This is a genomic window from Neoaquamicrobium sediminum (genome assembly GCF_013240295.1).
GTDB lineage: Bacteria > Pseudomonadota > Alphaproteobacteria > Rhizobiales > Rhizobiaceae > Aerobium > Aerobium sediminum.
This window is the reverse complement of the sequence record NZ_JABETK010000001.1, coordinates 1,306,917-1,324,760: the sequence shown is the minus strand read 5'-3', so window position 1 is coordinate 1,324,760 and position 17,844 is coordinate 1,306,917. Positions and strand designations below refer to the sequence as shown.

Genomic DNA, 17,844 nt, shown 5'->3' with positions numbered 1-17,844 from the left:
AGCCCTGCTGCTGACGGCCTACCTCATCTATCGCGGTTATGCGGCGCGGGCGCGCGGTCGCCGGACACCCGATCAGGACGTCTAGCGCGGTCATTCCGCCGCCTCCTTGCGTTCGGACGCAGCGTCGGCCTGCTCTGCTCTCATTCGGCGTATGAGGTCGAGCTCGGCCTGGAAGTCGACGTAATGCGGCAGCTTCAGGTGTTCGACGAAGCCGGTCGCCTGTACGTTGTCCAAGTGCGAGATGACGAATTCCTCGTCCTGCGCTGGTGTGCTACGACGTCTTCGCCGAACTCGCTGGCGCGCAGCGCCCGGTCGCATAGCGCCATCGCCATAGCCTTGCGCTCCGACTGTCCGAAGACGAGGCCGTAGCCGCGCGTGAACTGCGGCGGCACCTTCGACGATCCCTTGAACTGGGTGACCATCTGGCATTCGGTCACGCGGATCGAGCCCAGCGGCACGGCAAAGTCCAGCTCGGGCACCTCCAGTTCCAGCTCGACCTCGCCGATGCGAACCTCGCCGACGAAGGGGTGCGAGCGCGCGTAGCCGCGCTGCGTGGAATAGGCGAGCGCCAGCAGGAACCCTTCGTCACCGCGTGCCAGCGCCTGCAGCCTCGTGTCGCGCTCCAGCGGAAACTCCAGCGGCTCGCGTGTGATGTCGCCCGGCCGATGGTCTTGCGGCAGCTCGCCGTCGGCTTCGATAAGCCCTTCATTGGCAAGGATCGCCGAAACCCGCATGACGGCTTCCATAGGCTCGCTCCGCTGTTCCGGCTCCGGAACGGAAGCGTCCCCCGCGAGCTCGGGGTCGAGCAGTCGGTGGGTGTAGTCGAAGGTAGGCCCGAGAAGCTGGCCGCCGGGCAGGTCCTTGTAGGTTGCCGACACGCGCCGTTCGACCAGCATCGCGGCAGTGTCGACAGGCCGTGTATAGCCGAAACGCGGTAGCGTGGTGCGGTAGGCGCGTACCAGGAAGATGGCCTCGATCATGTCGCCGCGCGCCTGCTTGACTGCCAGAGCGGCTAGCTCACGGTCGTAGAGCGACCCTTCCGCCATCACGCGGTCGACGGCCAGCGCGAGCTGCTCGACGATCTGGTCGAGGCCGATCGACGGCACCGAACGGTCGCCGCGCCGGCGGTCGTCCAGCAGCCTGTGTGCGTTGCGGATGGCGGTCTCGCCGCCTTTGACTGCGACATACACGGGCTCAATCCTCCGCCGGTGAGATACGGGTGGTGCGCGGCAGGCAGGCGAGCTTCCCTGGGGTCGCCAGCACGAGGTCGACCCCACGCGGGAAACGGCCGCTGTTCTGCCGCCACTGCTCGACGAAGTGGCGTGGCATCGGTGTCGGCGCCAGTGTTGCTACGGTTTCGATGCCTGGGCCTTCCAGCCGCAGCGGCGCGCCGCCGTCGAGGCTGTCGACCTGGGATCAAGGTCGCCGAGCGATCGGGATAGTCCTGGCTGCCTTGCGCGAAATTCTCGAACGCGATCAGCGCCGCCGGGTCTGCGACCAGCGCGAAATGCGCTTCTGCCGGCGTGTTCGCCAGTGGTGCGCCCGTGTGGAAGCCCAGCCACGCCGCAACGGCTGCCGAGCCCTTCAGGGCCGGGTCGAGCCACACCGGCGTGTCGTGGTCGCACAATGTCAGCGCCACCGTCGCGGCCGTTGCCGAAAGCGGTGCGGGCGGCGTCGCCGTCCCAGCGAGCGTGCTGGCCGTACCGGGCCGCGCCATGGCGTCCATCACCGCGCGAAACGCGGCCTGCGCGTCGAGCACGGGTTCTGCAAAACCACCTTCGATGTGCGATGCGTGCATCAATCCTCTCCTCGCGCGACGGTGAATAAGTCCACCTTTGTTGCCGCCGTTTCGGCGCGGCGCCTGTTTTCCTGCGCGGTCTGCAGTGCCCGCAGCGGAACCAGAACCCGCTCTTCCACCTCGCCGGCCTTGTCGACGCGCTGGAGGAGGGCGTCGACGGTCGCTGCAAGCCGCGCGCGTTCGCCGTCGCGGCCGAGCAGATAGGCATGGCCGACCTCGCCGGTGGCAAGGCGCACGGTGGCTCGTGTCACGGTCGCTTCGCCGACGTTGAAAGGCGCACCGCCACCGCCGATCCGCCCGCGTACCGCCACCAAGCCGGTTTCAGGACCGCGCAGCGTTTCCGCCTCTGCGACTATCGCCGCTTCTTTCCAGCAGCGATGGAGCTGGACCGCCGGAACGGCAGCGAGCACAGCCATCGCCGCGCGTCGCGCTTCGCTGAGGTTGCCGCTCCGGTTCACATGCCGCATTGCCGAAATCTCCAAATTCATCTATTGTTATAGACAACTATACAACTTACCATGCATCCGTAGCGGGGTAGGATGACAGGACGATGACAGAGACGATCGAGGCGCCGGGCTCAGTGACGGCGATGGAGCGCGGCAGCGGTGTGGCCCTGTGGCGGCAGATCGCCGACCGCATAAGGCAGGGCATTGCCGAAGGCACGTTCGAGGAGGGCGGCAGGTTGCCGCCCGAGATCGCGCTGGCCGAGCGCTTCGGCGTCAACCGGCATACGGTGCGCGGCGCGATCGCGGCGCTGGTGCAGGAGGGTGTACTGCGCGCCGAGCAAGGGCGGGGCACTTTTGTCCAGCACGCTCCTCGGATTTCTTATGCGCTTGGCCGGTACACGCGCTTTTCAGCCAACCTGCAAGGCCAGGTTCGCGAAACGAAAGGGCGGCTGCTTGCCAGTGCGGTCGTGCCGGCCGACAGCCGGACCGCTGGCGCCCTCGGTCTCGACGCCGGCGCGTCCGTTCTGCGGCTCGAAACCGTCAGCGAAGCCGATGGTCACCCCGTCTCGCGGGCGACGAGCTGGTTCGACGCGATCCGCTTCGCCGGCATGGAGGAAGCCTACGCGAAGACCGGCTCGATCACTGCCGCCTTCGCCCGCTGCGGCATCGACGACTACATGCGCCGTTCGACTGTGGTGTCGGCACGCCATGCCGACGCCACGGTGCTTGCAGACCTGTCCCTGTCGGCCGGTGCCATCGTGCTCGTCACGGTGGCGATCAACGAGGACCCGGAAGGACGCGCGATCCAGTTCTCCGAGACCCTGTTTGCCGCCGACCGTGTGGAGCTGGTGGTGGCCGAGGGGCTCTAGGCCGCTTCGGCCTGCGCGGCGGTACGTGCCGCGCTAGCCAGCCGCTTGGTGGCGTCGACGGTTTCCTGCGCCGCATACCAGTAGCGTTGGTTCAGCTCGATGTTGAAGAGAACACCTTCGGGAAACGTGCATTCGGCGACGATCCTGTCCCAGGGAATCTCGCCCCAGCCGACCGGCAGGTGCAGGTCGCCATGGCCGTAGGCGACGCGTTCGCCATCGGTAAACATCCAGATGTCGTCCTGCCTGCCAAAGCTGTCATGGATGTGCAGGTGGCGCGACCACGGCGCCAGTGCCTTCACCTCTTCGACGAAATCGTCACGACGCCCGTCATAGTCGAGCTTGAGCCATGCATGGCTGAAATCCAGCGTGGCAAGAACGTTGGGATGATTGATTGCTGCCAGTTCTGCCGCCAGCCGCTTCGGCGGGGAAGCAATGCCCTTGCCTTCATAGCCCGCAAACAGCGTTTCGACGCACAGGATCAGACCGTGCTCGGCCGCGATATCGCCACCGCGCGACAGCCATTCGCGCTGGCGGTCGTAAGCCGCTTCGACGCCTTCGCCCTGCTGCTGCGGCACCAGCCCCGAATGGATGACGTAATGCTCTGCGCCAACCTCGGCCGCCACGTCCAGCGAAGCCTTCAGCACCTCCATGTGCCGGGGCAGCCGCCAGGCCTCATCCATGAAATTGATCGCCAGCGGGCCATGTACGGAATAGGCGACATCGCGTCCGGCGCAGGCCTTCTTGAGCGCGTCCATCTGCGGGCGGCGGATCTTGCCGCCGACGACGATATCCATGTCGTAGGTGGGCAGCTCGATCGTCTCGACCCCCAGCGCCTCGATCATGTCCAGTTCGTCGGAAAAGTCGCTGAGATCGTTGGCTCGTTTGTGGGCCGAAATGCCCGTGCCGGTAGCGCCGTTGGCAAGCATGTCTGGTGGTCCTCGTTCGCGGGATTGGGTGAGGGCGATATGCCCTGTGACCATACCATGATCGGCGGCTTTTATGACGCTCGTCTGACGGCATGCCCGGAAATCCGCTCGCAGCAGCCTGTCCGGCATTTGTCGCAACCGTGATCGGCAGGGGCTCGACTTGAGCCGGCGAATGTCATTTCCTTGTCATCCAGCCGTCACATGCGGCGGTGATTCCCGGAGAATTCGCGATGTTGCGTCATCTCTTGCTTTGTCTCCTGATAGTGCTGCCAAGCGCGGCATCGGCATCCGACCTCACGCATGGCGAAATCGAAGACGAGCTGGTCGGCAGGCAGATCGCCTGCTGGGAAACGGAAGGCTGGCGCCATGGTCACCTTTTCCTGCTGCCCAACGGCGCTGCCGAGATGACCGTCGAGCGGCCGCAGACGCAGCACGATGTCGGGCGCTGGGCGCTGCGTGGCGACCAGGTCTGCACCCGCTGGGGCGAGGCGCGCTCGGGGCTCGAGAAATGCTATCGCATCAGGCGCGGCGAGGATGGAATCTTCGTCACCACTGGCGGCAACGTCTTCGAAATCCGCGAGCTCGGGGTCTGACGTCCAAAGTTCATAAAACGGTCGCGGGACTGTAATCGCGCCAATACAAAACTGTCATTGACCGCCTCTAGGGAAGCGGCAGCGGGATCGACCCCGCGCCAATCTTCCTCTGGAGGCTGATAATGAAACGGTATTCCCTTCTCGCCGCGGCCGCATCGGTCATCGTGATGGCGTCGGGCGCTCACGCTCAGGAGCGCACCAAGTTCGAATTCTGGTATGGCCTGACCGGCCAGCTCGGAGAAGTGATGGCCAAGCAGTGCCAGCTCTTCAACGAGAGCCAGGACAGATACGAGGCCGTATGCGTCGGCCAGGGCGGCTATGACAAGGCCGAACAGAATACGATCGCCGCCTATCGCGCCAAGCAGCACCCCACCCTCGTCCAGATCTACGACGCCGGCACGGTGAACTTCATGCTCTCCGGCGCGATCTATCCGGCCAACAAGTTCGCCGAGGACTACAGGATTGATGTCGACTGGGATGCCTACTTCCCCGGCATCGCCAATTACTACGCGACCTCCACCGGCGAGATGTGGTCGTTCCCCCATAATTCGTCGACCGCCGTCCTCTACTGGAACAAGGACCAGTGGGCGAAGATCGGCAAGTCCGAGGCGCCCAAGACCTGGGCCGAATTCGCCGCTGACCTGAAGGCGCTCAAGGAAGCCGGCGTCGAGTGCGGTTTTGCTTTCGACTTCGACACGTGGATGAACCTCGAACAGTTCTCCGCCATCAACGGCCTGCCGATCGCCACGCTCGACAACGGCTATGGCGGTCTCGGCGCCGAGGTCGAGTTCCATCAGACGGCTTTCGCCGATCACATGAACAACTTCAAGGACTGGATGGACGCGGGCTATGCCCAGATCCAGACCAGCCAGGTCGGCAAGAACCTGATCCAGTCCTTCGCAGACGGCACCTGCGCGTCGACCACCAGCTCCATCGCCAACCACGGCGTCGTCGGCTCCACCAAGGCTGAAGGCATGAACTGGGATGTCGCGATGCTGCCGGTCCTCGAAGAGGGCAAGCGCACCAACTCCATCGTCGGCGGCGCGTCGCTGTGGATCATGGAAGGCAAGACGCCTGAGGAGTACGAAGCCACCGCCGCTTTCGTGAAGTATGTCACCGCTCCCGATACCGGCGAGAAGTACATCGCCGAGAACACCGGCTACATCCCGGTCACCACGGCCGGCTTCGAGCTCCTGAAGTCGGAAGGCTTCTACGACAAGGAAGGTTATGCGGGCCGCGAGATCGCGATCGAATCGCTCACTGCGTCGGACGTGACCCCGCTGTCGCGTGGCATCCGCCTCGGCAACTTCACCTCGATCCGTGCCGAAGTCCGCGCCGAGCTGGAAGCTGCCTTTACCGGCCAGAAGGACATGGAGACCGCCCTTAGCGATGCGGCCGACCGTTCCAATCAGATCCTGCGCCGCTACGAGCAGACCTATCGCGGCGCCGACCTGCCGTGATCTGACACCGCTTCAAAGCACCGATCGGGAGGCGCCGCCGACGCGGCGTCTCCCTTCCAACACTTGATACAAGCGGGAGCATGCCGTCTTGGAAAAGCGTGTCACCTTCTCGAACACATGGCTCGCCGCGGCGCTGATCCTGCCGCAGATGCTGCTGGTCTTCGTCTTCTTCTACTGGCCCACGGGTGAGGCGCTTTACTGGGCCTTCACGCTCGAGCGCCCTTTCGGCGGCGGCAACGAGTGGGTCGGCCTCTACAATTTCGAAGGCGTCTTCGGCGACCCTAAATACTGGAGCTCGGTGCGGGTCTCGATGATCTTCGCCATCGCGGCCACCGTGCTGTCGCTGGTGATCGCCGTGCTGATGGCGCTGTTCGTCGACCGCCGCCTACCGGGCCATCAGGTCTACAAATTCACCTTCTTCCTGCCTTACGCGCTTGCTGCCCCTGCCGTCGGCCTCGCCTTCCGCTTCATCTTCTCGCCGGATGCGGGTTTCGTCTCCGCCATCAACCAGTTCTTTCCGGGGCTGTGGAACCCGGCACTCGATGGTTTCGACGCGCTGCTTCTCATCATCCTCGCGCAGGCCTGGAGCCTCGTCGGCTATAATTTCATCTTCTTCCTGGCGGCGCTGCAGTCGATCCCGCGCACGATGAGCGAGGCCGGCGCCATGGATGGCGCGGGCGTCATGCGGCGCATGTGGGACCTGCAGCTTCCGCTGATCACGCCGACGCTGTTCTTCCTGATCGTCATCAACATCACCGACAGCTTCGTGAACTCGTTCGGTATCGTCGACATCACGACAGGTGGTGGCCCGGCCCGCGCCACGGACCTCATGGTCTACAAGATCTACACCGACGGTTTCCAGGGCAAGGACTACTCACTGGCCGCCGCCCAGTCGATCGTGCTGATGGTCCTCATCGTCGCCCTCACCTTCATCCAGTTCCGCTTCATCGAGCGGCGCGTCCACTACACCTGACGAGGGCCGCGACCATGATCGAACGCACTCCCGTTCTCGACTTCATCACCCAGACGATCCTCGTTCTGAGCCTTGTTGCGCTGCTGATGCCGCTGTGGGTCGTGTTCGTGGCTGCCAGCCACGACTACCAGACCGTCAACCAGGTGCCGATGCCGTTGTGGCCCGGCTCTCACCTGTTCGAAAATCTTTCGGCAGCATGGGCGGCCGGCAATTTCGACCGTGTGATGCTGAACTCCGTGATCGTCGCCGTCGGCGTCACCGCGGGCAAGATCTGCATCGCGGCCCTGTCTGCCTTCTCGATCGTCTATTTCAGCTACCGGCTGCGGATGCTGCTCTTCTGGCTCATCTTCATCACGCTGATGTTGCCGCTGGAAGTGCGCATCGTTCCGACCTATGCGGTAGCGGCCAATGCGCTGGGTCCGTTCGAGGCGATCCTCAACGCTATCGGCATCAGCATTCGCCTGCCCGAGTGGAACCTTCTCAATTCCTATTCCGGCCTGATCCTGCCGCTGGTGGCAACGGCAACCGGAACGTTCCTCTACCGTCAGTTCTTCATGACGATCCCGGACGAGCTTGCCGAGGCGGCCAAGATGGACGGGTCGGGGCCGCTACGCTTCTTCTTCGAAGTGCTGCTGCCGCTGTCCAAGACCAACATGGCCGCACTGGCGACCATCATGTTCGTGTGGTCGTGGAACCAGTATCTGTGGCCGCTGCTCATCGTCACCGACCATGCCAACTACGCCACCGCTACCATGCAGTTGCAGAAGGTGGTCCCGGGCCCCCTGTTCGGCGCGCCGCCGATCTGGAACACGGCGATGGCTGCCAACCTGATCGTGCTTACGCCGCCGGTTCTCGTCACCATCCTGCTGCAGCGCTGGTTTGTGCGCGGCCTCATATCAACCGACAAATAGAGGGTCATCGACCATGGCCGAAATAACCCTTCGCAACGTCCGTAAATCCTACGCCAAGACCGAGGTCGTCCACGGCGTCGATCTCGACGTTGCTGCCGGCGAGTTCATCGTCATTCTCGGCCCGTCCGGCTGCGGCAAGTCCACGCTTCTGCGCATGGTGGCGGGCCTCGAGAGCATCACCGAGGGCGAGATCGAGCTTGGCGGCAAGGTCGTCAACCAGCTCGAACCGCGCGAGCGCGGCTGCGCCATGGTTTTCCAGAACTACGCGCTCTATCCGCATATGACCGTCGGCCAGAACATCGGCTATTCGCTGAAGATCGCCGGGGTACCGCGCGCCAAGCGTGACGAGCGTGTGGGCAAGGTCGCCGCCTCGCTGGGGCTGGAGGATTTTCTCGATCGCAGGCCGGCGCAGCTTTCCGGCGGTCAGCGCCAGCGCGTGGCCATGGGGCGCGCGATGATCCGCGAGCCGAAGGTCTTCCTCTACGACGAGCCGCTCTCGAACCTCGACGCCAAGCTGCGTGTCGCCATGCGCATCGAGATTCGCAAGCTGCACCAGCGGCTCGGCACGACGACGCTGTTCGTCACCCATGACCAGGTCGAGGCGATGACGCTCGCCGACCGTATCGTGGTGATGAACAAGGGCGTCGTCGAGCAGGTTGGCTCGCCCTCTGAAATCTACCGGCGGCCCGAGACCACTTATGTGGCCAATTTCATCGGTTCGCCCGGGCTCAACCTCATCGCTGCCACGGCCGATCCCGACAAGGGCAAGGTGACTTTGCCGGACGGCCAGCAGCTTTCCTACGACACCAAACGCTGGCCCGACGTCGGCTACGGACCGGTGACCGCCGGCTTCCGCGCGGAGGCCGTCCGGCTCGCACCCGGCGGTATCACCGGGTCCTTCGAGTTCGCCGAGGAGCTCGGTTCCGGCAAGCTGATGCACTGCAATTTTTCAGGCCACACGCTGATCGCGCACGCCTTCGGCGACAGGTCCTTCCAGCAGGGCGAGGCGGTGTCGTTTCAGATAGATCCGTCGGCGGTCCACCTGTTCGACGCCGAAACCGGCAGGCGTCTGGCGGAGGCTGATGGGAGCGCCATGGCTCCCGCACCTCGCAAGGCTATTGCTGAGACATTGCCCGTTTAGTCGGCTCACGTCATCCACCTGTCATCGGAATCTGCTGAAAGGTGACGCATGGAAGCGCCCTGGCCAAACGATTCGAACAGCGCCGATCGGTCTCGCCGCTATCGCAGCCTGTTTCTGTCCGACATTCACCTTGGCACCAAGGGCGCCCAGGCTGACGCCCTGCTTGAGTTCCTCCGAGAGCACGACGCCGATACCATCTACCTCGTCGGCGACATCGTCGACGGATGGCGGCTTCGCTCGGGCTGGTACTGGCCGCAATCGCACAACGACGTTGTCCAGAAGCTCCTGCGCAAGGCACGCAAGGGCTCGCGCATCATCTATGTGCCGGGCAATCACGATGAGTTTCTGCGCGATTTCTACGGCACCCATTTCGGCGGCATCGAGGTCTGCGAGACCACGGTGCATGTCGCGGCCGACGGCAAGCGTTACTTGGTGATTCATGGCGACGTCTTCGACATGGTCGTGCGCCACGCCAAGTGGCTCGCCTTCCTCGGCGACTGGGCCTACGAGGTCGCCTTGGCCGTCAGCACACGCATCAACTGGGTACGCCGCAAGCTCGGCTTTACCTACTGGTCGCTATCGGCATGGGCGAAGCGCACGGTCAAGAACGCGGTCAACTATATCGGCAGCTTTGAGGAGACGCTCGCCGCCGAGGCGGAGCGGCACGGCGTGGACGGTGTCATCTGCGGCCACATTCACTCCGCAGCCATGCGCGACTTCGACGGCTTCACCTACATCAACACCGGCGATTGGGTGGAAAGCTGCACGGCGCTGGTGGAGCACGAGAATGGACGCATGGAGATCATCCACTGGTCCGAGGTGAGCGAGACGCTCAACGCGCGCCGGGCGGCGGCCATTCCCTTCCGTCGCCATCGGGCGGCTTGAGGCTCACGCCGTTGCGCATCCTCATCGTCACCGATGCCTGGCGGCCGCAGATAAACGGCGTCGTGCGCACGTTGGAGAAGCTTGGCGAAACGCTTGGCGAGATGGGCGTGGAGGTGGAATTCCTCACGCCGCTCGGTTTCCACTCCATCCCCATGCCTTCCTATCCCGACATCAGGCTGGCGCTGGCGCTTCCCGGCGAAGTGGCGCGCCGCATCGACGAGGTGCGGCCCGACAGCATCCATATTGCTACCGAGGGTCCGCTGGGTTTTCTGGCGCGGCGGGTCTGCCTGTCGCGCGCCATTCCGTTCACCACCAGCTATCACACGCGTTTCCCGGAGTTTCTGCGCGCGCGTCTGCCGGTGCCCGAAAGCTGGAGCTATCGCTGGCTCCGGCGTTTCCACAATGCCGGCGCCGGCATGATGGTCGCCACGCCCTCGCTCGGGCAGGAACTCTCCGAGCGCGGCTTCGACAATATTCGCCTGTGGTCGCGCGGGGTCGATACGTCGCTGTTCAGCCCCGATCGCCGGCACGATCTGGGTCTGCCGGGGCCGGTATTCCTGAACGTCGGTCGGGTGGCGGTGGAGAAGAACCTGCCCGCCTTTCTCGATCTCGACCTTCCGGGCAGCAAGGTCGTCGTCGGCGACGGTCCTGCCCTCGATAGCCTGAAGGCGCGCTATCCCGGCGTCCATTTCCTCGGTACGCTTACCGGCGAAGACCTCGCCGCGATCTACGCATCGGCCGATGTCTTCGTATTCCCGAGCCGCACCGATACGTTCGGCAATGTGATCCTCGAGGCACTGGCGAGCGGCTGTCCGGTCGCCGCATTCCCCGTAACCGGCCCTCTCGACATCGCCAGCGACGGCCATGAAGGCTTGGTTGTCGATGAAGACCTCGCCAGGGCCGCGATGACCGCGCTTGCCGTTCCCCGCGTGGCCGCCCGCGCCAAGGCGGAAGCCTATGACTGGCGCGAATGCAGCCAGCAATTCCTCCGCAATCTCCCAGCAGCCCGGCATTGTCTGCCTGTCGAGACACTCAGGCTGCCGGCGTCGATGACAGAAGGTATCTCCCGATGAATGCCACCGCCGCATATCGGCAAGCTTCGCCCACGGGTTCGAAAAAGCTGGCCGGCGCACGGTTGCAGCAGGCCGTTCGCCGCAATCCGCTGCTGTCGCCCGCCGGCCTTTCCGAATACGTCTTCGCGCGCCTCTTTCACGGGCTCGTCTACGCCCAGATATGGGAGGATCCCGAGGTCGACATGGCGGCGCTCGAGATCGGCCCCGGCCATCATCTGGTGACCATCGCTTCAGGCGGCTGCAACGCACTCTCCTACCTGCTGGCCGACCCGGCGCGGGTCGAGGCCGTCGACCTGAACCCCGCCCATGTCGCGTTCAACCGCCTGAAGCTTGCGGCGCTGACGACACTGCCCGACTACGAGACATTCCACCGCTTCTACGCAAGGGCCGACGACCGCGCCAACATTGCGACCTACGAACGCCACCTTGCCCCGGTCCTCGATCCCGAAACCCGCGCCTATTGGGAGGGCCGCACCCTTTCGGGCCGCAAGCGCATTTCCATCTTCCGCCGGCGTCTCTATCGCCACGGCCTGCTTGGAAACTTCATCGGCTGGGGTCATCGCGTGGCGCGCCTCTACGGCGCGGACCCGCGTGGCCTGCTGCAGGCGCGGACGCTGGAGGACCAGCGGCGCTTCTTCGACAGCACCATCGCCCCGCTGTTCGAAAAGCGTCTGGTTCGCTGGGCCGCGGGCCAGAAATCATCGCTCTTCGGCCTGGGCATTCCACCGCAGCAATACGAAGCGCTCGCGGGCGGCAGCGACATGGCGACGGTGCTGCGCGCGCGCCTCGAAAAGCTTGCCTGCGATTTTCCGCTGTCGGAGAACTATTTCGCCTGGCAAGCCTTCGGCCGCGGTTATGGCGACGGTGATTCGCCGCTGCCGCCTTATCTGTCGCGTGAGAATTTCGAGGCCGTGCGGGCCCGCGCCGATCGCGCCTCGGTGGTCAATGTCTCGATCACAGAGATGCTGGCGGCCAAACCCGCCGCATCGGTCGACCGTTATGTTCTGCTCGACGCACAGGACTGGATGTCCGACGAGCAGCTGAACGCGCTATGGGCCGAGATAACGCGCACGGCCAAGCCCGGCGCGCGGGTCATTTTCCGCACGGCCGCGGCGGACAACCTGCTGCCGGGCCGGGTCGAGGACGCGACACTTTCGCGCTGGGATTATCGCGAGGCGGAATCGCGTGCGTTCCACGCGCGCGACCGCTCCTCGATCTACGGCGGCTTCCACCTTCACGTTTTCCGGGGATGAACGCCATGGATGCACGTTCCGACCACGCGCTGCTGATGGACCGCATCTACCGCTATCAGCGGCGGTTCGGCATCTATGACGCCACGCGCAAATATTATCTGCTCGGCCGCGACCCGATGATCGCTTCGCTGGCGCCGCCGGCCGGGGGCACGGTGCTGGAGATCGGCTGCGGCACCGGGCGCAATCTGGTGCAGGCGGCCCGTCGCTATCCCGAGACGCATTTTCACGGCATCGACATATCGAGCGAAATGCTCGCTGCCGCCGGCGACGCGATTTCCTCCGCCGGGCTGCGCGGTCGTGTGCGGCTGGCCTGCGCGGACGCCGCAACCTTCGACCCGCGCCTGACCTTCGGCAGCGAGAGCTACGACCGCATATTCATTTCCTATGCGGTGTCGATGATCCCGCAATGGCGTGCCGTCATGGCCGAAGCGTCCCGTCGCCTTGCGCCGGGCGGCGAACTGCATGTCGCCGACTTCGGAGACATGGCCGGGCTTCCAGCCTCGTTCCGCTCGGCCGTCTATTCATGGCTGCGGTTGCATCACGTTGCACCCCGCGAAGACCTTTTCGAAACGGCAGCGGGCATCGCCGAAGCCGTCGGCGGCGCGACGCAGGAGCGGCGCCTGCACCGCGGGTTCTCCTGGATTTCGGTGATACGCCGTCCGGCGGCTGCCTGATCGTCAGCGCCTGCGGTAAAGCCAGAGCGTGACCGGCGCCAGAAGCACGGTCAGTGCCACCGGTGCCGCGAGCGCCAGTGCAATCTGCGTGGCGTCGCTGTTGCCGCTCATCAGCCCGCGCATGGCGGTGGTCATCAGCGAAACCGGGTTCACGTCGACAAAGGCGCGCAGCCAGCCGGGCATCGTACCCGGATCGACCATGATGTTCGACGCGAAGACCAGCGGGAACAGGAAGGTGAAGCCGAACGTCATCACCGTCATCGGCGTGCGTACCAGCAGGCCGAGCACGATGAAGACCCACCCCATGCCGAAGCCGATGGCGATGAGCAGTGCGAAGGCTGCGACCACCCCGAAGATGCCTGCTTCCGGGCGATAGCCGAGGATGAGCCCGATGGCGAGAATGATGCCGCCGGCAATCAGATGGCGCAATATGTCGCCGACCATCAGCCCCGCGAATGGCGCCAGCGACCAGATCGGCAGCGACCGGAATCGGTCGAAAAGCCCCTTCGACAGGTCTGTCGAAAGCCCCATGCCCGAATAGACCGCATTGAAGACCACGGTCTGCACGAGAATGCCCGGCAGGAAGAACTGCAGATAATCGCCCGTCGAACCCGCCAGCGCGCCGCCGAACACGAAGGTGAACAGCAGCGTGAACATGATGGGCGTCATCACGATGTCGAAGAGCTGTTCGGGCACGTGCTTGAACTTGAGCACCGCACGCCAGCCGAACACCAGCGCGTTTGAAAACGCCGACGGTTCCTTCGGCCGTGCGACCGGCCGCAGGATCTGCGACAGGGCTTCGGGAGACGTCTCGCTCATGCCGGTTTGTCCGTGTTTGCGTGTTGGTCAGCCGGTCCGCCGGTGAGGGCAAAGAACACCTCGTCGAGGCTTGGCGAGCCCATCGAGAAGTCGGCGGGCTCGATCCCGGCTTCGATGAGCGCGGCGAGCGCTTCGCTGGCCGCCTGGGCCGATCCCGCCATCACCGAGAGCCTGCCGCCCTCGACGCCGCGCTGGACCGTTCCGTCAAGCTTCTCCGCCAGCAGGCGCTCGGCTTGGTCGATCTGGTTCGGGTCTGCAAGCGCGATATGCAGGAAGCCAGAGCCCGTCGCGGCCTTGAGCTCGCGGCTGGTGCCCTCGGCGATCTTCCTGCCGTGGTCGATGACGACGATGCGCGCTGCAAGCTGGTCCGCCTCGTCGAGATATTGCGTCGTCAACAGCACGGTGACGCCGGTCGCCGCCAGCGCCCGGATGATGCGCCAGACGCCCTGCCGAGCCTTGGGGTCGAGGCCGGTCGTCGGCTCGTCGAGGAAAAGGACGCCCGGGGTAACGATCAGCGAGGCGGCGATGTCGAGGCGCCGGCGCATTCCGCCTGAATAGTCCTTCACCTGTTTGCCCGCCGCGTCGGCAAGGTCGAAGGCAGCCAGCAGCTCGTCGGCGCGCGCCTTGGCCTGCCCGCCTCTGAAACCCCAAAGACGCGAGATCAGAACGAGGTTTTCGCGTCCGGTCAGGTCTTCGTCGAGCGAGGCGAACTGCCCCGTCATGGCGATCGAGCCGCGCACGGCCTGCGGTGCGCTGACAAGGTCGTGGCCCATCACCGTGGCCGTGCCGGCATCGGGCTTGGTGAGCGTCGCCAGCATGCGCATCAACGTGGTCTTGCCCGCGCCATTGGGCCCGAGAATCGCGAAGATCATACCGCGCGGCACGTCGAGATCGATGCCGTCGACGGCGCGAAGCGTGCCGAAGGATTTCGCCAGCCCACGCGTTGAAATGGCAAACGCTGGCTGCTGGCCGGACAAGATCGCTCGCGCGGAGGGCGTTTCGTTCACTGTCTTGCTTCCATGTTTCGGGTGCCGGTCTGGAGCTATCGGGCGGTGAACCGGGCGCTGGCATATAGCAGGTTACATGCGCCTTTTGAACGGTGCGGCCCGGCGGGAAGTGCAGCCAACTGACAACACCCTGACGGGAGGCCGGCGGGTGGTCAGCGCCCGCGGCGTCCTGCATGGCCAGCTTGAGCTGGGCGACGAAGTTCTCGGCGTAGCTGGACAGGGCCGCGTCCTTGCGCATGCCGACGAAGGTCTGGAACGTCGTCTCCTCGGTGATCGGGATCACCGCGATTTCGTCACTGCGCATGTCGGCGACGGTGAAGATGTCGAGCACGGCAACGCCGAGGTTCTGCTTCACCAGCGCACAGACGGTCGTCCCGAACCGGGCGCGGATGGCGATCTCGTAGTCCAACCCCTCGTGCGCGAAGATGCCCGCCATGATGCCGCCGAAAGGGTCGTTCGGGTCGATGCCGATCAGCGGGTACTTCACGATGTCGGCTGCACTCACCGCCTTCTGCTGCGCCAGCGGGTGGCCGGGTGCGGTGATGCAGACGAGATGCCCCCTGGCCAGCGGCTCGAAGGTAAGCGAAGGATGCTCCAGCCGATAGCTCATCACCGCGAGCTCGCCCTTTTCGAGCAGCAGGAAATCGATCGCGTCTTCGAGCTTGATGACGTCGAAGCTGATCCGCAGATCGGGATGAAGGGCATGCACGCCGGCGATCGCGCGCGGTACCATCACATTGGCGATGCTGGGCACGGAAGCGATGGACAGCTCCGCGCCCTTGCCGCGTTCAATCTGGTTGATGGAGAATTGCAGGTCGCCGAGCTTCTTGTGCACGTCCTGCAGCAAGTCGAAGAGCGTTCGAGCCTCGGGCGAGGGTACGTAGCGGCCGCCCTTGCGTACGAAGAGCTTGATACCCAGGACGGATTCCAGATGCTTCATTGTCCGGCTGACGCCGGGCTGCGCGACGTTGAGCATGCGCGCGGCGCCGGCGACGCTGCCGGCAACCATCACGGCGCGGATGACTTCGATCTGGCGCAGGGTCAGCATTGCGCCGCGACAATGCCTCGCTGCGGCTCGCCAGTCCAGCGCTTGCGGTCGAAACATTGTCCCATTGACAGGTGACCGGCCCGCGAGGACATAAGCGGCGCATGACCCAGGCTTCCCACGACATCTCACTCGACGCTGACACCGAGATCGCCATCCGGCAAAACCTCACGCTCGTCGCGCTGGGCAAACGGCCGGCCGATGTCGCGCTGCGGGTCGGTCGCCTGCTCGACGTTCACACCCGCACATGGCTTTCCGATCAGGAGATCGTCATCAGCGGGCGGCGGATCGCCTACGTGGGCAATGCGGGCACCTGGCCCGGCGATGTCGCGAAGCGGGTCCACGAGCCTGATCTGGCCGCGGTCCCGGGGCTTGGCGAAGTGCACAAGCACATCGAAAGTTCGCATCTGACGCCCGAGTGGGAAGCGGCACTCGTCCTGCCGCGCGGCAACACCTGGACCTGCGAGGCCAGCCACGAATTCTCCAACGTCAACGGTGCCCGCACGCTCGACTTCTGGCTTGCAGCGCGGCGTGCCGGTTCGCCTCTCAAGATATTCCCGCTGCCGGGCTCGGCCGTGCCGCCCACGGGCTACGAGCACGGCGGCGGATGGCTCGGCTATGACGAGCAGCGCGACTTCCTGCGCGAAAGCCTGATGGTGGCCGGGCTGGACGAGGTGATGGACTGGCCGGCGGTCTGGAATCCCGACAACCCGTCCTACGGCCGGCTATGGGGCATGATCCGCGCGACCTTCGAGCAACGCGGCGTCGTAGAGGGCCATGCGGCGGGCATTCGCGACATGCCGACCATCAACGCCTTCGCTGCCGCCGGGCTTGCTTCGGACCACGAGGCGTGGACACTCGAGGAGTTCTGGGACAAGCTTTCGCGCGGCCTGTTCATGAGTTGCGCCCGCACACGCTTCCCGAGGTCGTAGCAGGCCTTCTGGACAAGGGGCTCGCCGACTGGTCGCAGGTCGCGCTGACGACCGACGATCGCAGCGCTTCCGACACGCTCGAACTCGGCGCGACCGATCACAACGTCCGACTTGCGATCAAGGCGGGGCTTGCACCCGAGATCGCGGTGCAGTGCGTGACGATCAACCCGGCCCGTCATATGCGACTGACCCCGTGGGTTGGCTCGATCGCGCCGGGGCGGTATGCCGACATCGTGCTGCTGTCCGACGTCGCGGAATTCGAGATCGCGAAAGTCTGGGCCGACGGCGCTCAGGTTTCCGACGGCAAGACCTATCTGCCCGCCGTGCCGAAGATCGACTGGCCGGACTGGGCGGCGGATACGATCAATATCGGTAGGTCGCTGGAAGCGGAGGATTTTGCCGTACAGGCCGCGCCCGGCCGTGCGACGATGAAGGCGGCCGTGCTGCGCCCCTTCCACTGGGCCGACGATTTCCTCACCTTCGAGTTGCCCGTACGCGACGGTCTGGTGCAGCGCGACGAAAGCCGAAACATCACCAAGTTCGCGGTCGTCGATCGCTTTTCCGGCGCCGGCGCGGTGTCGAAGATGTTCTGGCTCGGCTGCGGCCCGCGCACGCCCGACACCGCGCTCGCCTGTTCCATGGCGCATGACAAGCACAATGTCTGGTGCGTCGGCTCGTCCGACGCCGCGATGGCGAAGGCCGTCAATGCGCTGGCGGAAAACAGGGGCGGATGGGCGTTGGTCCGGGAAGGCGAAGTGGTCGCCCGCGTCCGCTACGAGATCGCCGGGCTGATGTCGTGCCGGCCGGCGGAAGCGTTGCACGAGGAGATGCAGCATCTCTATGCCGAGGGCGCCAAGGTCGACTGGATGTACGAGCCGACCTTCCATCCGCGCTGGCTGCCAGGTTTTCCCGAGCGGCTCGCATTCGCCACGCTGACCTGCGCGCCATGGCGCTGGGTGCTGGTGGCGCCGAGCGAGCATGCGCCGCAGGGCCTGGTCAACGTCCAGACGGGCGAGACGCATCCCGTCGTGTTCTGACG

The 17,844-nt window shown here is 65.0% G+C and carries 14 protein-coding genes and 4 pseudogenes; 11 read left to right on the top strand and 7 right to left on the bottom strand.

The genetic code is table 11. The features are described 5' to 3' along the window. Positions 1–90: 90 nt before the first annotated feature. The 3 genes and pseudogenes from HK436_RS06340 to phnG all read right to left on the bottom strand — a co-directional run bounded on the left by HK436_RS06340 (position 91) and on the right by phnG (position 2,265). A pseudogene (locus HK436_RS06340) lies at positions 91–1,190 on the bottom strand (carbon-phosphorus lyase complex subunit). Positions 1,191–1,194: 4 nt separating this feature from the next. Further along, a pseudogene (gene phnH / locus HK436_RS06335) lies at positions 1,195–1,798 on the bottom strand (phosphonate C-P lyase system protein PhnH). Next, on the bottom strand, positions 1,798–2,265 hold the full coding sequence (phnG, locus tag HK436_RS06330; protein WP_173188177.1) for a phosphonate C-P lyase system protein PhnG: 468 nt from the start codon (positions 2,263–2,265) through the stop codon (positions 1,798–1,800). Before phnG ends, phnH begins: the two are co-directional and overlap by 1 nt. A gap of 83 nt (positions 2,266–2,348) precedes the next feature. Between phnG and phnF the strand changes: the two genes are divergently transcribed. Beyond that, the gene (gene phnF, locus HK436_RS06325) at positions 2,349–3,113 is read left to right on the top strand and encodes a phosphonate metabolism transcriptional regulator PhnF (RefSeq protein WP_173188176.1); all 765 of its coding nucleotides are present in this window, start codon (positions 2,349–2,351) and stop codon (positions 3,111–3,113) included. Here the strand turns inward: phnF and HK436_RS06320 are convergent. Beyond that, positions 3,110–4,039, bottom strand: coding sequence for a sugar phosphate isomerase/epimerase family protein (locus HK436_RS06320; protein WP_173188175.1), 930 nt, complete (start codon positions 4,037–4,039; stop codon positions 3,110–3,112). The genes phnF and HK436_RS06320 overlap by 4 nt on opposite strands. A 230-nt stretch (positions 4,040–4,269) precedes the next feature. Between HK436_RS06320 and HK436_RS06315 the strand changes: the two genes are divergently transcribed. The 9 genes from HK436_RS06315 (at position 4,270) to HK436_RS06275 (ending at position 13,002) form a co-directional block, all read left to right on the top strand. Beyond that, positions 4,270–4,632, top strand: a complete 363-nt coding sequence (locus HK436_RS06315) for a hypothetical protein (RefSeq protein WP_173188173.1) — start codon at positions 4,270–4,272, stop codon at positions 4,630–4,632. Between the two features lie 122 nt (positions 4,633–4,754). Next, positions 4,755–6,092 carry an extracellular solute-binding protein gene (locus HK436_RS06310; RefSeq protein WP_173188171.1) on the top strand — a complete coding sequence of 446 codons (1,338 nt, stop codon included), beginning with the start codon at positions 4,755–4,757 and terminating at the stop codon, positions 6,090–6,092. Between the two features lie 88 nt (positions 6,093–6,180). Further along, positions 6,181–7,065: a carbohydrate ABC transporter permease gene (locus HK436_RS06305; protein WP_173188169.1), complete on the top strand. Its 885-nt coding sequence runs from the start codon at positions 6,181–6,183 to the stop codon at positions 7,063–7,065. 14 nt (positions 7,066–7,079) lie between these two features. Then, complete coding sequence (gene ugpE, locus HK436_RS06300; RefSeq protein ID WP_173188168.1) at positions 7,080–7,976, top strand: sn-glycerol-3-phosphate ABC transporter permease UgpE; 897 nt, start codon at positions 7,080–7,082, stop codon at positions 7,974–7,976. Positions 7,977–7,989: 13 nt separating this feature from the next. After that, entirely contained in the window at positions 7,990–9,117 is a 1,128-nt protein-coding gene (locus HK436_RS06295; protein ID WP_173188166.1) for an ABC transporter ATP-binding protein, read from the top strand. A gap of 48 nt (positions 9,118–9,165) precedes the next feature. After that, on the top strand, positions 9,166–10,002 hold the full coding sequence (locus HK436_RS06290) for a UDP-2,3-diacylglucosamine diphosphatase (RefSeq protein ID WP_173188164.1): 837 nt from the start codon (positions 9,166–9,168) through the stop codon (positions 10,000–10,002). A gap of 11 nt (positions 10,003–10,013) precedes the next feature. Further along, a complete protein-coding gene (locus HK436_RS06285; RefSeq protein ID WP_173188162.1) occupies positions 10,014–11,075 on the top strand; it encodes a glycosyltransferase family 4 protein in 1,062 nt (353 codons plus the stop codon). Next, positions 11,072–12,328, top strand: coding sequence for a BtaA family protein (locus HK436_RS06280; protein ID WP_173188160.1), 1,257 nt, complete (start codon positions 11,072–11,074; stop codon positions 12,326–12,328). Before HK436_RS06285 ends, HK436_RS06280 begins: the two co-directional genes overlap by 4 nt. A gap of 5 nt (positions 12,329–12,333) precedes the next feature. Beyond that, a complete protein-coding gene (locus HK436_RS06275; protein ID WP_244648569.1) occupies positions 12,334–13,002 on the top strand; it encodes a class I SAM-dependent methyltransferase in 669 nt (222 codons plus the stop codon). Positions 13,003–13,005: 3 nt separating this feature from the next. Here the strand turns inward: HK436_RS06275 and HK436_RS06270 are convergent, their stop codons facing one another. From HK436_RS06270 to HK436_RS06260, 3 genes and pseudogenes are all read right to left on the bottom strand, one after another. Continuing rightward, positions 13,006–13,821, bottom strand: coding sequence for an ABC transporter permease (locus HK436_RS06270; protein ID WP_173188156.1), 816 nt, complete (start codon positions 13,819–13,821; stop codon positions 13,006–13,008). Beyond that, positions 13,818–14,828, bottom strand: coding sequence for an efflux ABC transporter ATPase subunit, DrrA-related (locus HK436_RS06265; RefSeq protein ID WP_312860509.1), 1,011 nt, complete (start codon positions 14,826–14,828; stop codon positions 13,818–13,820). The genes HK436_RS06270 and HK436_RS06265 overlap by 4 nt, the downstream gene beginning before the upstream one ends. Positions 14,829–14,985: 157 nt before the next feature. Continuing rightward, a pseudogene (locus HK436_RS06260) lies at positions 14,986–15,876 on the bottom strand (LysR family transcriptional regulator); the annotation flags it as partial. Positions 15,877–15,977: 101 nt separating this feature from the next. On the opposite strand from HK436_RS06260, the pseudogene HK436_RS06255 reads away from it, so the two are divergent. Continuing rightward, positions 15,978–17,842: pseudogene (locus HK436_RS06255) on the top strand (adenine deaminase). The last annotated feature ends 2 nt before the right edge of the window (positions 17,843–17,844 follow it).

Excerpts from the sequence above, each read along its gene's own strand:
- HK436_RS06310 (WP_173188171.1), top strand. The coding sequence starts at position 4,755 with ATGAAACGGTATTCCCTTCTCGCCGCGGCCGCATCGGTCATCGTGATG.
- HK436_RS06290 (WP_173188164.1), top strand. The coding sequence starts at position 9,166 with ATGGAAGCGCCCTGGCCAAACGATTCGAACAGCGCCGATCGGTCTCGC.
- HK436_RS06270 (WP_173188156.1), bottom strand. The coding sequence starts at position 13,821 with ATGAGCGAGACGTCTCCCGAAGCCCTGTCGCAGATCCTGCGGCCGGTC.
- HK436_RS06280 (WP_173188160.1), top strand. The coding sequence starts at position 11,072 with ATGAATGCCACCGCCGCATATCGGCAAGCTTCGCCCACGGGTTCGAAA.
- HK436_RS06295 (WP_173188166.1), top strand. The coding sequence starts at position 7,990 with ATGGCCGAAATAACCCTTCGCAACGTCCGTAAATCCTACGCCAAGACC.
- HK436_RS06315 (WP_173188173.1), top strand. The coding sequence starts at position 4,270 with ATGTTGCGTCATCTCTTGCTTTGTCTCCTGATAGTGCTGCCAAGCGCG.
- HK436_RS06275 (WP_244648569.1), top strand. The coding sequence starts at position 12,334 with ATGGATGCACGTTCCGACCACGCGCTGCTGATGGACCGCATCTACCGC.
- phnG (WP_173188177.1), bottom strand. The coding sequence starts at position 2,265 with ATGCGGCATGTGAACCGGAGCGGCAACCTCAGCGAAGCGCGACGCGCG.
- phnF (WP_173188176.1), top strand. The coding sequence starts at position 2,349 with ATGACAGAGACGATCGAGGCGCCGGGCTCAGTGACGGCGATGGAGCGC.
- HK436_RS06320 (WP_173188175.1), bottom strand. The coding sequence starts at position 4,039 with ATGCTTGCCAACGGCGCTACCGGCACGGGCATTTCGGCCCACAAACGA.
- ugpE (WP_173188168.1), top strand. The coding sequence starts at position 7,080 with ATGATCGAACGCACTCCCGTTCTCGACTTCATCACCCAGACGATCCTC.